The 14097-nt window shown below is 61.0% G+C and carries 15 protein-coding genes; 5 read left to right on the top strand and 10 right to left on the bottom strand.

Going from position 1 to position 14097, the window contains the following annotated elements; genetic code table 11:
• The first annotated feature begins 50 nt into the window (after window positions 1-50).
• The 3 genes from ACA070_RS29350 to ACA070_RS29340 are packed head-to-tail and all read left to right on the top strand — an operon-like array spanning window position 51 to window position 2102.
• Window positions 51-866, top strand: coding sequence for an HDOD domain-containing protein (locus tag ACA070_RS29350; RefSeq protein WP_497452038.1), 816 nt, complete (start codon window positions 51-53; stop codon window positions 864-866).
• Window positions 867-911: 45 nt separating this feature from the next.
• On the top strand, window positions 912-1724 hold the full coding sequence (gene mutM, locus ACA070_RS29345; protein ID WP_497449328.1) for a bifunctional DNA-formamidopyrimidine glycosylase/DNA-(apurinic or apyrimidinic site) lyase: 813 nt from the start codon (window positions 912-914) through the stop codon (window positions 1722-1724).
• 54 nt (window positions 1725-1778) lie between these two features.
• Entirely contained in the window at window positions 1779-2102 is a 324-nt protein-coding gene (locus ACA070_RS29340) for a multidrug transporter (RefSeq protein ID WP_131061097.1), read from the top strand.
• A gap of 101 nt (window positions 2103-2203) precedes the next feature.
• On the opposite strand, the gene ACA070_RS29335 is transcribed toward ACA070_RS29340, so the two are convergent.
• The 5 genes from ACA070_RS29335 to ACA070_RS29315 all read right to left on the bottom strand — a co-directional run bounded on the left by ACA070_RS29335 (window position 2204) and on the right by ACA070_RS29315 (window position 6882).
• A complete protein-coding gene (locus tag ACA070_RS29335) occupies window positions 2204-2455 on the bottom strand; it encodes a YfhL family 4Fe-4S dicluster ferredoxin (RefSeq protein ID WP_048722619.1) in 252 nt (83 codons plus the stop codon).
• 102 nt (window positions 2456-2557) lie between these two features.
• A complete protein-coding gene (gene coaD / locus ACA070_RS29330; RefSeq protein ID WP_131061099.1) occupies window positions 2558-3037 on the bottom strand; it encodes a pantetheine-phosphate adenylyltransferase in 480 nt (159 codons plus the stop codon).
• Window positions 3038-3152: 115 nt separating this feature from the next.
• Window positions 3153-4748, bottom strand: coding sequence for a GMC family oxidoreductase (locus tag ACA070_RS29325; RefSeq protein ID WP_497449327.1), 1596 nt, complete (start codon window positions 4746-4748; stop codon window positions 3153-3155).
• Window positions 4749-4878: 130 nt separating this feature from the next.
• Window positions 4879-5424: a twin-arginine translocation pathway signal protein gene (locus ACA070_RS29320; RefSeq protein ID WP_497449326.1), complete on the bottom strand. Its 546-nt coding sequence runs from the start codon at window positions 5422-5424 to the stop codon at window positions 4879-4881.
• 27 nt (window positions 5425-5451) lie between these two features.
• On the bottom strand, window positions 5452-6882 hold the full coding sequence (locus ACA070_RS29315) for a coniferyl aldehyde dehydrogenase (RefSeq protein WP_497449325.1): 1431 nt from the start codon (window positions 6880-6882) through the stop codon (window positions 5452-5454).
• A 147-nt stretch (window positions 6883-7029) separates the two neighbouring features.
• On the opposite strand from ACA070_RS29315, the gene ACA070_RS29310 reads away from it, so the two are divergent.
• Window positions 7030-7701 carry a TetR/AcrR family transcriptional regulator gene (locus ACA070_RS29310; protein WP_109635625.1) on the top strand — a complete coding sequence of 224 codons (672 nt, stop codon included), beginning with the start codon at window positions 7030-7032 and terminating at the stop codon, window positions 7699-7701.
• A 33-nt stretch (window positions 7702-7734) separates the two neighbouring features.
• Window positions 7735-8589 (top strand): sulfurtransferase, encoded by an 855-nt coding sequence (locus tag ACA070_RS29305; protein WP_497449324.1) that lies wholly within the window; start codon window positions 7735-7737, stop codon window positions 8587-8589.
• A 127-nt stretch (window positions 8590-8716) separates the two neighbouring features.
• Here ACA070_RS29305 and ACA070_RS29300 read toward each other — a convergent pair whose 3' ends face one another.
• Genes ACA070_RS29300 through ACA070_RS29280 form a run of 5 tightly spaced genes read right to left on the bottom strand, consistent with a single transcriptional unit; the run spans window position 8717 to window position 14053 of the window.
• The gene (locus ACA070_RS29300; protein ID WP_497449323.1) at window positions 8717-9547 is read right to left on the bottom strand and encodes an AraC family transcriptional regulator; all 831 of its coding nucleotides are present in this window, start codon (window positions 9545-9547) and stop codon (window positions 8717-8719) included.
• Window positions 9548-9549: 2 nt separating this feature from the next.
• Window positions 9550-10548 carry a hydrolase gene (locus ACA070_RS29295; RefSeq protein WP_461956147.1) on the bottom strand — a complete coding sequence of 333 codons (999 nt, stop codon included), beginning with the start codon at window positions 10546-10548 and terminating at the stop codon, window positions 9550-9552.
• A gap of 55 nt (window positions 10549-10603) precedes the next feature.
• Window positions 10604-11215, bottom strand: a complete 612-nt coding sequence (gene rsmD / locus ACA070_RS29290) for a 16S rRNA (guanine(966)-N(2))-methyltransferase RsmD (RefSeq protein ID WP_109635619.1) — start codon at window positions 11213-11215, stop codon at window positions 10604-10606.
• Window positions 11215-12705, bottom strand: a complete 1491-nt coding sequence (locus ACA070_RS29285; protein ID WP_497449322.1) for a M16 family metallopeptidase — start codon at window positions 12703-12705, stop codon at window positions 11215-11217. Before ACA070_RS29285 ends, rsmD begins: the two co-directional genes overlap by 1 nt.
• Entirely contained in the window at window positions 12698-14053 is a 1356-nt protein-coding gene (locus ACA070_RS29280) for a M16 family metallopeptidase (protein WP_497449321.1), read from the bottom strand. The genes ACA070_RS29285 and ACA070_RS29280 overlap by 8 nt, the downstream gene beginning before the upstream one ends.
• Window positions 14054-14097: the final 44 nt, after the last annotated feature.

The following is a 14097-nucleotide window of genomic DNA, read 5'->3' as shown; positions in this document are numbered from 1 at the left end:
CCCAAGAGCTGACTTCCGAACAGATTCAACAGTCCCTGCAAGGCATCAGCGTGCCTGCTCAGCCGCAAATCATGGTGGATTTGCAGATGGAGCAGTACATGCCCGACCCGGACCTGGAAGTGATCGCGAAGCTGATCTCCCAGGACCCGGGACTCTCTGGCGCCTTGCTGAAGATCGTCAACTCGCCGTATTACGGCTTGAGCAACAAGATCGCTTCGATCCAGCGTGCGGTGAACCTGCTGGGCAGCCGTTCGATCGTCAACCTGATCAATGCGCAGTCGATCAAGGGCGAGATGAATGACGACACCATCGTCACCTTGAACCGTTTCTGGGATACGGCTCAGGACGTGGCGATGACCTGCCTGACTCTGGCCAAGCGCATCGGCGCCCAGGCGGGTGATGAAGCGTACGCGCTGGGGCTGTTTCACGACTGCGGCGTGCCGCTGATGTTACAGCGCTTCCCCAATTACATGACCGTCCTGGAAGAGGCCTACGCCAACGCCAGTGCCGAATGCCGGGTGGTCGACACCGAGAACCGGGTGTTCAACACCAACCACGCAGTGGTCGGTTATTACACGGCCAAGTCCTGGCGTCTGCCGGAGCATGTGACCGCCGCAATCGCCAATCACCACAATGCCCTGGCGATTTTCAGCGACGAGTCTTCGCGCAATGCTCAGCTCAAGAACCTGCTGGCGATCCTGAAAATGGCCGAGCATATTTGTGCGTCGTATCGGGTGTTGGGTAATCAGATCGAAGACCACGAATGGAACAGCATCGGACCTCTGGTGCTCGATTATGTTGGCCTCTCGGACTACGACTTCGAGACCCTCAAGCAAACGATTCGCGACCTCGGCGCTCACCGCTGAGCATCGGCTGCTTCATCTATTCGAGAGCCCTGATTCGAGTACACCATGCCTGAATTGCCAGAAGTCGAAACCACTCGCCGCGGGATTGCGCCGCACCTGGAAGGCCAGCGCGTCAGCCGGGTGATCGTGCGTGAGCGACGCTTGCGCTGGCCGATTCCTGAAGACCTCGATGTGCGACTGTCCGGCCAGCGTATTGTGCTGGTGGAACGCCGCGCCAAGTACCTGTTGATCAATGCCGAAGTCGGCACGCTGATCAGTCATTTGGGCATGTCGGGCAATCTGCGGCTGGTGGAAGTCGGTATGCCGGCGGCCAAGCATGAGCATGTGGACATCGAACTCGAATCCGGCCTGGCCTTGCGTTATACCGACCCCCGCCGGTTTGGCGCGATGCTCTGGAGCCTCGACCCGCTCAACCACGAACTGCTGATTCGCCTGGGGCCAGAGCCGTTGACCGACCTGTTTGATGGCGATCGTTTGTTCCAGCAGTCTCGGGGACGATCCATGGCGGTCAAGCCGTTCATCATGGATAACGCGGTGGTGGTCGGCGTTGGCAATATCTACGCGACCGAAGCCCTGTTCGCTGCCGGTATCGACCCGCGTCGCGAGGCCAGGAGCATTTCCCGGGCGCGCTATTTGAAGCTGGCGATCGAGATCAAACGCATTCTGTCCGCCGCCATCGAGCGTGGCGGTACGACGTTGCGGGACTTTATTGGCGGTGACGGTCAGCCGGGTTATTTCCAGCAGGAATTGTTCGTCTACGGACGTGGCAATCAACCGTGCAAAGTCTGTGGCACTGAGCTGCGGGACGTGAAACTCGGGCAGCGCGCCAGCGTCTTTTGCCCACGCTGTCAGAGCTGATACGTCCTACGGTCTATAGTCAGTGTTCTTACTGCCTAGCCGAAGGACCGCGCCATGAATTCGTTTCGAACCCTTGTTGTTGCGCTGCTGCTGAGCGTCGGTGCGCCAGCGCTGGCGGCAAACAGCGGCAGCGGTGACCCGCGTTACACCATCCAGAACCCCCCGGCCTACGCCATGCTCGGCGACTTGCTGATCGCCCGACCCTTGTTGGTCGTGGCGACGGTGATCGGTGCCGGGGCGTTTGTGGTGTCGTTGCCGTTTACCGCGCTGGGCGGCGGCATTGGCGATGCGGGGCAGGCGTTGGTGGTTGATCCGGCGAAAGCGGCGTTTGTGCGGTGCCTGGGGTGTATCGGGGAGGGGTTTGAGCAGCGGGAGTGAAGCCTTAAAAGCTTCGCGGGCAAGCCTCGCTCCTACAGGATCGTGTAAACCTGTAGGAGCGAGGCTTGCCCGCGAAGGCGTCCTCACAGACGCCAAATGAATCAAGCCTTCCCGGTAATAACCCGATACTTCGCCATCAACTGCTCTTCAGTCTCCGGATGCGCTTCATCCAGCGGAATGCAATCCACCGGGCAAACCTGCTGGCACTGAGGTTCGTCGTAGTGGCCGACACACTGTGTGCACAGGTTCGGGTCGATCACGTAGATCTCTTCGCCTTGGGAAATGGCGGCGTTCGGGCACTCGGGTTCGCAGACGTCGCAATTGATGCAATCGTCGGTGATGATCAGGGACATGCTAACTCCAGCCAGGGCGCAAGGCCCGGGCGCAATAAACCAATGCGCGCAATTGTGCCGCATTGGCGCCCGCAGTGCACGCGGGCGCCGCTTGAGCGGTCGTTACTTCTTGAAGCGTTCGGTGAGGGCATCCGCCACCACAGGGTGGACGAACTTGGTGATATCGCCACCCAACGCTGCGATTTCACGAACCAGCGTCGAGGAAATGAACGAATAACGCTCGGACGGTGTAAGAAACAGGCTTTCCACATCCGGTGCCAGTTGGCGGTTCATGTTGGCCAGCTGGAATTCATATTCGAAGTCCGACACCGCACGCAAACCACGCAGGAACACGTTGGCGTTCTTCTCTTTGGCAAAGTGCGCCAACAGCGTCGAGAAACCGACGACTTCTACGTTCGGCAGATGTTTAGTGACCTCGCGGGCCAGCGCCACACGTTGTTCCAGGGGAAACAACGGGTTTTTTTTCGGGCTGGCAGCGACGGCGATGATCACATGATCGAACAGGCGCGCGGCGCGTTCGACCAAGTCGCCATGGCCCTTGGTAATAGGGTCGAAGGTACCTGGGTACAACACTCGGTTCATCGCGTCGTCCTGGCGGGAGTCCGTTGGGGAGTCGGATGGTATCGCAGCCTTCCCGGTCGGCCAAGTCGCCTTTTGGGTAAGAAAGCACTATAGACGATGGGAATATTCGCTCTTTTCACGGGTTTTTCAAACGTTCGGCGAGGGAAGTCGCCAGTTGCGCGGTCAACCCGTACACCGACAATTGCGGGTTTGCGCCAATGCTGGTGGGGAACAGCGAGCCATCGTGGATCGACAGATTGCTGATCTGGTGATGCCGGCCAAGGCTGTCGGTCACGGCGTTTTTCGGGTCTTCACCCATGGCGCAACCGCCCATCACATGAGCGCTGCCCAGGCGGGTGCGATACAACTCAAGGCTCAAACCGTCGATCAACGTGCGCGCTTCGGCCAGGGTTTTCACATAACGCGCGTCGGCGTGCATCGGCATGACCGCGTTGGCGCCACCGGCAAACTGGATTTCGGCCATGCTGTGGAAGGCCCGGCGCAAGCCGTCCCAGGTATAGGGTGAAACCTGATAGTCGAGCACTGGCGTGTTGTCACCGCGCAATTCGACACTGCCGCCGGGGCTGTCCGGGTGAAAACCGTCGCGCAACAGCGCCAGCATCGCGTGGGTGTGGGGCAGATTTTCCATGTGCCCGGCATTTTCCTTGCCGAAACCACCGAGCAGGGTGGAGGCCAGCGCCGGGTGCAGCGGTGGCACCTCCAGTTTGTAGGACATCTTTCCGGTGGTGCCGTCCTGCCACTGGAAATGGTCTGAATAGATCGACTGCGGCGCTCCATAGAACGGGTTGATCACATCGTCGAAAAGCCCGGCGGACATGTTCACCAAGTGCAGGAACGTCCGTTTGCCCAGGCGTGTGTGCGGATCGGGCGCCTCCGAACGCAGGAGCAGCGCCGGGCTGTTGATCCCGCCGCCAGCGAGCACGTAATGCCGCGCCTTGACCGTAATCGTGCGTCCGGTAGGCGCGACGCAGCGGTCGTCCATCGCTACACATTGCAGGCCGGTGACCTTGCCGTCCTTGATCGAGAGCTTTTCGGCGCGGGCCAGATAAAGCAGCTCGCCACCTTTTTCCAGAGTCGCGGGAATGGTCGTGACCATCATCGACTGCTTGGCGTTGGTCGGGCAGCCCATGCCGCAATAGCCGAGGTTCCAGCAACCGCGCACGTTGCGCGGGATCACATGCCAGCTGTATCCAAGCTGCTCGCAGCCTTTGCGGATCACGTCGTTGTTGGCGTTGGGCGGCACCATCCAGGGGGCAACGCCCAGGCGTTGTTCCATTTTCTCGAACCATGGCGCCATCTCGGCCGGGCTATGGCCTTTGACGTCGTGTTCTTTGGCCCAATGTTCGAGTGTCGGGTCGGGGGTGCGAAAGCTCGACGTCCAGTTGATCAGCGTGGTGCCGCCCACCGCGCGGCCCTGGAGAATGGTGATCGCGCCGTCCTTGCTCATGCGGCCGATGCCTTCCTGATAGAGGTTGGTGTAGGCCTGGTCTTCAAGCATCTTGAAGTCGCTGCTGGTCTTGAGCGGACCTTCTTCGATCAGCAACACCTTGTAGCCGGCGGCGCTGAGGATCTCGGCGGTGGTCCCGCCGCCCGCGCCGCTGCCGATGATCGCCACGTCCGCTTCGAGGGTCAGGTCCTGGGTCAGTTGCGAGCCGTTGTAGGTTTTCCAGCCTCGGGCCATGCCTTCGCGGAACGGGTCGGGTACGGGCATCTTCGGGTTCTCTTGTTGTTATGGTTTGGAGGCAGTGGTGTTTATCAGGAAGCCATCGCGAGCAGGCTCGCTCCCACAGGGTTACGCGGTCTATGTGGGAGTGAGCCTGCTCGCGATGGGCCGCCTCGGTCTAAACCGTAGGTGGCCCGGGATACCCGCAATGCACCCACGATTCCGCCCGGCTGTACCAGGCCATCATCACCAGTTGCAGCAACGAGCTATGCCCCATGCGCAACAGGCTCAACGAGCTGTTTTCCCAGCGATCAAGAAAATGCCGGATCTCATCGGCACTGGCGTTTTCCCAGCTCCCCCAGATCCCGGTCAGTGGCCCGCGAGTCACCGCCATTCCCAGCACGTCGAACAGTTGCTGGGTCAGCTTGAGCATTTCCGGCGACAGGTGATTCAGGTCGTTATCAAGGGTTTCAAGGGTGCCATCGACGGCCGCCGGCATCTTCTCGACGGCCACGGCGCCCTGGAGCATCACCGGCACCAATGCCCGCAGAAACAACAGATCGCCACTGCGCAGAATCGCAAAACCGTTGGCCGGGATGCTCGATGAGCAACCGCTGAGGCTCGCGCCCAATCCGGCCGTGGCCAGGAAAGCACTCGCGCCGAGGCTGAATTTGAGCAGGCCGCGCCGTGACAGCGCGGGTGTAGCGGACGGGCTTGGGCTCATTATTGTTGTTACCCGACGGTGTGATCGTTAGCGGATAAACAGCTTCTGGATCAGTTTCTGAATGGACTTTCCGTACGGCGGATAAATCAGTTTCGCCGCGTTGAAACGTTGCTTGATCAGCACGCCTTTGGCCTTGCTGAAGGTCAGAAAGCCTTCATGACCGTGGTAATGGCCCATGCCCGAGGCGCCGATTCCACCGAACGGCATATCGTCCTGGGCCACGTGCAGCAAGGTGTCGTTGAGGCAGACGCCGCCGGAATGGGTTTCGTGGAGTACGCGGTTCTGTTCGCGCTTGTCGTAGCCGAAGTAATACAGCGCCAGCGGACGAGGTCGTTGATTGATGTAGGCAAACGCCTGATCAAGATCCTTGTACGGAACGATTGGCAGCAGCGGGCCGAAGATTTCGTCCTGCATTACGGTCATGTCGTCACTGACGTTGAGCAGCACGCTATGACTCATGCGCCGGCCCTGGCCCTGATCGAACAGCGGAATCAGCAGCGCGCCCTTGCTGGTGGCGTCACTGACGTAGCCGTTGAGCCGTGCCAGTTGTCGGTCATTGATGATCGCGGTGTAGTCCGGGTTGTCGGCCAGTGTCGGATAAAACCCTCGAACCGCCTGGCGATAGGCTTCGACGAAAGCGCCGACACGAGCTTCCGGCACCAGCACGTAGTCCGGGGCCACGCAGGTTTGTCCGGCATTCAGAGTCTTGCCGAAAGCGATGCGTTCGGCGGCGTCCTTGAGCGGCACGTCGAGGGACACGATGGCCGGGGATTTGCCACCCAGCTCAAGGGTCACCGGCGTCAGGTTCTCAGCCGCCGCGCGCATCACGTGTTTGCCGATGCTGGTGGCGCCGGTGAACAGCAGGTGATCGAACCGCAGCCGGGAGAACGCGACACCGATATCGGCTTCGCCGAGCACCACGCAGACCAGGTCTTGCGGGAAGATCCGGCCCAGCAATTCCTTGAGCAGCAAACCGGTGGCGGGGGTCGACTCACTGAGTTTCAGCATCACCCGATTGCCCGCCGACAACGCACCCACCAACGGCCCGATGGCCAGGTAAAGCGGGTAGTTCCAGGGCACGATCACACCGACCACGCCCAGCGGTTGGTAAACAACCTTGGCCGAAGCCGGCTGAAAAGCGATACCGACCTTGCGCCGCGAGGCTTTCATCCAGCCTTTGAGGTGCTGACTGGCGTAATGAATCCCGTGCAGGCTGGGCATCAGTTCGGCGAGCAGGGTTTCGTCGGCGCTGCGGTGGCTGAAATCCTGGCTGATCGCATTGATCAAGGCCTGGCGTTCATTGCTCAGCAGATCCCGCAGGGCCTTGAGCCATTGTTGGCGCTGGGCGGCCGGTGGCATCGGGTTGGCCGCATATGCCGCACGTTGCGCATCAAACAGGGCCTGGAGCTCGTCCAGAGGCTGTTGCAGGTTCTGCAAGTACGCGATGTCGGCGGTCATGATCGGCTCCGGTTTTTGTTGTAATGAGGCACTTTTTAGAGTCTATGCTCTAGCAAGTCAAATGAGATCCTGGTGCAGCATTGTTTTATCCACTCGCCGATAGGTCGTAAGATGCCCGGCAACGCACTCTGAATTAAAGCTCAAGCCATGGCCCCTCGGATCAAAACCAGCGAGCGCATCGTGCAGAACAGCCTGGAGCTGTTTAATCAACAGGGCGAGCGCAGCATCAGCACCAACCACATTGCTGCCCACATGGAGATTTCTCCGGGCAACCTGTACTACCACTTCCCCAACAAGCAGGCGATCATCGCCGTGTTGTTCAGTGAGTACGAAAGCCTGGTGGACAGCTTCCTGCGCCCGCCCCAGGGCCGCGCGTCCACGGTGGAAGACAAGCGCTTCTACCTTCAGGAACTGCTGGCGGCGATGTGGCGCTACCGGTTTTTGCATCGTGATCTTGAGCATTTGCTCGACAGCGATCCCGAACTGGCCGCCCGTTACCGGCGTTTCTCCCAGCGCTGCCTGATCCATGGCACCCACATCTACGCCGCCTTCGTCGACGCCGGCATCCTGCAAATGGACAAGGTCCAGATTGAATCCCTGACGCTCAATGCGTGGATTATCCTGACGTCCTGGGTGCGTTTTCTGTGCACCACGCGGGAAAACTCCAATCACCTGAGTGAGCAGGCGATTAAACGTGGGGTGTATCAGGTGCTGGTGCTTGAGGCCGGTTTCGTCACGGACCAGTCTCGTGATGCGGTCAACGCGCTGTACGAAGAGTTTTACGTGCCGCTGGCCCAGGCCCTTGAAGAAGTGCAGTAGGATTCAAGACCGACTTAATCACAGGAGCCCGTTATGCCCATTGCGCAACTGATCAGCCCGCAAGCGTTGGACCTGAAAAAGGATGCGCCTGGGCTGGTGATTCTGGATTGTCGTTTTGCCCTCGAAGACCCGGACTACGGCCAGCGCAGCTATGCCGAAGGGCATATCGCCGGGTCGAGTTTTGCCGATCTTGAGCGTGATTTGAGCGGGACAGTCGTTAAAGGTGTGACCGGGCGCCATCCGCTGCCTGAAGCTGAAGACTTGATCGAGCGCCTGCAAGCCTGGGGCATCAACGCCGACAGCGAAGTGGTTTTGTACGACGACGGCCCCGGTGCCTACGCGGCGCGGGCCTGGTGGTTGCTGGTATGGCTGGGCAAACGTGATGGCGTGTTCATTCTCGATGGCGGGCTCAAGGCCTGGCACGCAGCCGGATTGCCGCTGAGTCTGGATAGGTGCGACATCAAGCGCGGCACCTTCACCGGGACGCCAGACAATGCGCTGCTGTTGAGTGCCGAACAGCTTCAGCAGCGTCTCGGCCAGCCCGCGCTGACCTTGCTCGACGCCCGCGCCTTGCCACGCTTCAAGGGCGAAGTCGAACCGATCGACCCGATTGCCGGGCACATCCCCGGTGCGCAATGTGCGGCCTTCACCGAGAACCTGGGCAGTGACGGGCGCTTCCTGCCGGCTGGGCAGCTCAAACAACGCTTTGCCGCGACACTCGGCGATCGTGCGCCGACCGACTTGGTGGCTTATTGCGGATCCGGCGTGACGGCTTGCCATAACCTGTTCGCCCTGTGCCTCGCGGGTTATCCGTTGGGCTCGTTGTATGCCGGGTCGTGGAGCGAGTGGATCAACGAACCTCAACACGGCATCGCCATCGGGGAATAAACACTGATCCCCTGTAGGAGTGAGCCTGCTCGCGATAGGGGTGGATCAGTCGGTAGAGATGTCGAATGTTAAACCGCTATCGCGAGCAGGCTCGCTCCCACATGGGTATTCCGGCTGTTTTGAAATCTCAGATCAGCCGAGCACTGCGATACGCCCCCGGTCCAACTCCGTAAGCCTGCTTGAACTGCCGACTCAGATGGCTCTGGTCGGCAAATCCCAGTTGCATCGCGACTTCCAGTGGCAAACAACCGTTCTGTAACAGCGCCCTAGCCTGCGCGATGCGTTGTTGCATCAGCCAGGTGTGGGGCGGCATGCCCGTGGCGCGGCGGAAGACCCGGGCGAAATGAAACGGTGACAGGTTGACCGCTGCCGCCAGTTCTTCCAGCGAAGGCGGCGCGGCCAATTGTGCTTGCAGCACGTCCTTGGCCAGCGCCACCGCCCGGTGCTCCTTGCCGGGTTTGCCGGCAATCGGCACGGCCGCATGTCGTTGCAGCAGCATCAGCATCATCTCCCGCCAGACCGTTTGCTGTTGCAGGGCCGTGGACGGACTTTCCAGCAAGCGATGCAATTGGCAGAAACCCTTCACCAGATCCGGATCGCGGTACAGCGTTGCGCCAAACCCCGGCAGGTTAGTGGTTGGCAGCTCTAGTTCATCCAGCAACGAGAGAATCTGCCCGCTGTCCGGATAAAACGCCCGGTACAACCAACCGTCCTCCGTGCCCTTGTGGCCGGTGTGCAGTTCATCAGGGTTGATCAGCACCAGCGTGCCGCTGCCGGCCAGGTGTTCGGCGCCGCGATAGCGATAACGCTGGGCGCCGGCCATGATCATGCCGATGACATAACCGTCATGCACATGGGGCGCGAAGCGGTGTTCGATGTAGCGCGCGGACAATAACTCGATGCCAGCCAATGGCGCCGTTTGCCAGAAGCGGATCGACTCGCTCTGATCGGCGTCCATGGTTACCCGCGACCCACGGCGCTCAGCCACTGCGGAATGCGTCGTTCCAGGTAATAACCCGGTTGCCGGAACGAGCCATCGACAAAACCGACATGCCCGCCCTTGGCTTGCAGCTCGAATTGAGTGGAGGCGGACAATTCCGACGTTTGCGGCAAGCTATGGGGGAACACGAAGGGGTCGTCAGCCGCCTGGATGATCAGGGTTGGCGTGCGGATCTCGCCCAGGAAATACCGGCTCGAAGCGCGGCGATAGTAATCCTCGGCATCGACGAAACCATTGAGCGGCGCCGTGATCCGGCCATCGAAATCCCAGAAGGTGCGCATGTTCTCCAGCGAGCCCAACGCCGCCAATGCCGCCAGTCCATCCTCGCGTCCGTCATGCTGGAACTGGCGCTGCTTGTTCTTGATGTAAGCCACCATCTCGCGCATGAAGTGCGCCTGATAGACCTTCGAAAAACCCTGGCCGATACGATCGGCGCATTGATCGAGACGAAACGGCACCGACACCGCCACCGCGCCTGATACGCCGCTGTCACTGCCGGTTTCGCCCAAATGCTTGAGCAAGACGTTGCCGCCCAGGGAATAGCCGACCGCATACAGCGGTGCGAGAGGGCGCTTGGCCCGCAGATGTTTGATGGCTTCGGCCAGATCTTCGCTGGCGCCGGAATGGTAGCTGCGCGCCAAAAGATTCGGCTCGCCCGAGCAGCCGCGCCAGTTCAACGCGACGCTGGCCCAACCCTGGGCAGCGAACGCCTTTTGCACTCCGGCCACGTAAGGCGAATTCGAAGAGCCGGTCAGCCCGTGCAACACCAGCACCAACGGCGCATCGGCGGTGTGCGGGCCGTGCCAGTCCATGTCGAGAAAGTCGCCATCCTCAAGCCACAAGCGTTCGCGCTCGCGTTCGATGTGCGTGGTTTTGCGCCACAGCGGTCCCCACAAGGTTTGCAGGTGCGGGTTGCCGAGGCCGAAGGCGGGGGTGAAGCGTTCTGACGGAAAGGACACGATTGCTCTCGATGCAGCGGTGCGCAACCGGTGCGCACCTTTTCAGGCCGGTCGGTTAACCGGCGATCTCTGCCATACGTTGCCACAACGCGTAATACACCCGCCCGGATTTCTGCTCCCGGTGCAGGCGCCAGTTGCCTGGCAAGCCAAGGCTCGACGGCGCGTTTTCGCTTTCAGTGTAGATCCAGGCCTCATTGGCCAGCCACTGACGCTCTTCAAGCAGGGTGCAGACGGTCGGCAACAGGTCCTGGTTGAACGGCGGGTCGAGGAACACCAGGTCGTAGGCGGTCGCGGTCTGGGTTTCCAGGTAGCGCAGGGCATCGGCGGTTTGAATCTGGCCGGTGGTGCAGCGCAACGTGCCCAGGTGCTCCTTGATGCTGGCGACCGCGATGTTGCTGGCGTCCAGCGCCTGACCCATCGCCGCGCCACGGGACAAGGCCTCGAGGAACAAGGCGCCGCTGCCGGCAAACGGATCAAACACTTTGGCCCCGGCAACGTACGGCGCGAGCCAGTTGAACAGGGTTTCACGGACCCGGTCCGGGGTCGGGCGCAGGCCCGGGGCGTCCGGGAAGCTCAGCTTCCGGCTGCCCCATTCGCCGCCAATGATGCGCAGTTGGTTCACGCCGTTGTGTACGTTGTGAACAGGTTTTTTAGGACGAGTGGCCATTAATGCTCCGGAACCCCGAGCGGCTGCTCGGCAGGTTTATCAGTTGGGGCCGGTAACGGCTTTTGCGGCACGGTCGGGCCAGCGCTGACGATGACCATTTTGTCCGTGCTCAAGTGTTTGTTCAGTGCGGCTTTGACCTGCTCGACGGTCAGGCTCTGCGACTCACGCATGAAGTCGTTCAGATAACTCAGCGGCAGGTTGTAGAAACCCATGGCGCCGAGCTGGCCGACGATATCGGCGTTGCTGGCGGTGGACAGCGGGAAGCTGCCGGCCAATTCACGCTTGGCGTCGTCGAGTTCTTTCTGGGTCGGGCCGGTTTTAAGGTAGTCGGCAAGAACATCCTGCACCAGTTTCAGCGTGCCTTCGCTCATTTCTGCGCGGGTTTGCAGGTTAATCATGAACGGACCGCGCGCCTGCATCGGGGTGAAGCCCGAATAGACGCCGTACGCCAGGCCACGCTTCTCGCGCACTTCGCTCATCAAGCGAGTGCCGAAACCACCGCCGCCAAGAATCTGGTTGCCCAAGGACAGTGCCGCGTAGTCCGGATCGTCACGGTCGATGCCCAGTTGCGCAAGCATCAGGTTGGTTTGCTTGGACGGGAACTCGATGTGGCCGATGCTGGCTTTTGGTTCTTCAGGCTGCGGGATTTTCGCCAGTGCCGGGCCTTTTGGCAGCGCGCTGGAGACTTGCGCGGCAATCGCTTCGGCTTCGGCGCGGGACAAGTCGCCCACCAGTGCAATCACCACGTTGCCGGCTGCGTAGGCTTTCTCGTGGAACGCCTTGAGTTGCGCCACGGTAATCGCCGGGACGGTTTTCGCCGTGCCGTCACTGGAATGCGCGTAAGGGTGATCGCCGTACAAACGGTTCATCAACTCCAGGCTCGCCAGTTTGCCCGGGTTCTGCTTCTGGTATTCGAAACCGGCGAGCATCTGGTTCTTGATGCGCGCAAAGGAGTCGGCAGGGAAAGTCGGCTTGCCGACGACTTCAGAGAACAGCTTCAGCGCGGGCTCGCGCTTGTCGGCGGCGCTTAGGCTGCGCAGGGAAGCCAGAGCCATGTCCTTGAACGCGCCGTTGCCAAAGTCTGCGCCCAGGCCTTCGAAGCCCTGAGCGATGGCGCCGACATCTTTACCAGCCACACCTTCGTTGAGCATCGCGTTGGTCAACAGGGCGAGACCGGGCGCGTTGCCGTCCTGGCTGCTGCCGGCGGCGAAGATCAGGCGCATGTCGAACATCGGCAGCTCGCGGGCTTCGACGAACATCACCTTGGCGCCTTCGGCGGTGTTCCAGGTCTGTACGTCGAGGGAGCGGTGGCTCGGTGCCTTGCCGTCGAGTTCGGTCAGCGATTGCAGCTTCTGGCTGGATTTGGCCTTGTCGAGCGCTTCGCTGGCCGTGGTGTCATCGCTTTTCGACAGATAAAACGCAGCGGAGCCGATCAGTACGGCTGCGATCAGGCCGATCAGGGCCAGACGGGATTTCTTACGCTCACTCATGAGTCGTCTCCAGTGGCAGTACATGGGCGACGCTGAGACGTTCGCGGGTGAAATACAGCTTGGCGGCTTTCTGGATATCTTCCGGGGTCACGCTTTCGAGGTCGGCGAGTTCGGTGTCCATGAGTTTCCAGGACAGGCCGACGGTTTCCAGTTGGCCGATGGAGGTGGCCTGGCTGGTGATCGAATCACGCTCGTAGACCAGGCCGGCGATGACCTGGGCGCGGACGCGTTCCAGTTCTTCGGCGGACGGCGCGGTGGTTTTCAGCTGTTCGAGCAGCTTCCACAGGCCGGCTTCAGTCTGGGCCATGGTTTTCTTTTTCTGCGTGTTCGGCGTGGCCGACAAGGTGAACAGGCTGTCGCCGCGGGTGTAGGCGTCATAACTCGACGAACCACCGGACACCAGCTCTTCGCCGCGTTCCAGTTGCGTCGGGATGCGACCGCTGTAGCCGCCGTCGAGCAGGGCCGAGATCAGGCGCAAGGCGTTGACCGAGCGTTTGTCTTCGGCGGTGGCGATGCTCGGCACGTTGAAGCCCAGCATCAGGCTCGGCAATTGGGTCTGCACGTGCAGGGTGATCTGGCGCTCGCCGGGTTCGGCCAGTTCCAGCGGGATTTTCGCCGGCGGCACATCACGTTTGGCGATCGGGCCGAAATAACGCTGGGCCAGGGTTTTGACCTCGTCCGGGGTCACGTCGCCGACCACCACCAGCGTGGCGTTGTTCGGCACGTACCAGGATTGGTACCAGTGGCGCAGCTCTTCGACTTTCATGCGGTCCAGGTCCGCCATCCAGCCAATGGTCGGCGTGTGGTAACCGCTGGCCGGGAAGGCCATGGCCTTGAAGCGTTCGTAGGCCTTGGACATCGGTTTGTCGTCGGTGCGCAGACGACGTTCTTCTTTAATGACTTCGATTTCCCGGGCGAACTCGTCGGCCGGCAGGCGCAGGCTGGCCATGCGGTCGGCTTCCAGCTCGAAAGCCACGCCGAGGCGGTCGCGGGCCAGCACCTGGTAATACGCCGTGAAGTCATCGCTGGTGAAGGCGTTCTCTTCGGCGCCGAGGTCGCGCAGGATCAGCGACGCTTCACCGGGGCCGACTTTCTCGCTGCCCTTGAACATCATGTGTTCCAGGGCGTGGGACAAACCGGTCTGGCCCGGCGTCTCGTAACTTGAGCCGACCTTGTACCAGACTTGGGAAACCACCACTGGCGCGCGATGGTCTTCGCGCACAACGACCTTCAGGCCGTTATCCAGAGTGAATTCGTGAGTGGGTTGTGGATCGGCAGCCAGGGCCGAGAGGGGCAGACAAACTGTGCTGAGCAGCAGGCCTGCAGCGCGGCGGGCTAAAGCATTCATTCGTTTTTAAACCTGTTGAGCTGCCCGCTTGGTCTTAGCGTCGG

This window comes from Pseudomonas sp. LBUM1678 (assembly GCF_059695575.1).
The sequence above is the reverse complement of the archived record's forward strand: the minus strand, read 5'-3'. Positions and strand labels throughout refer to the sequence as shown.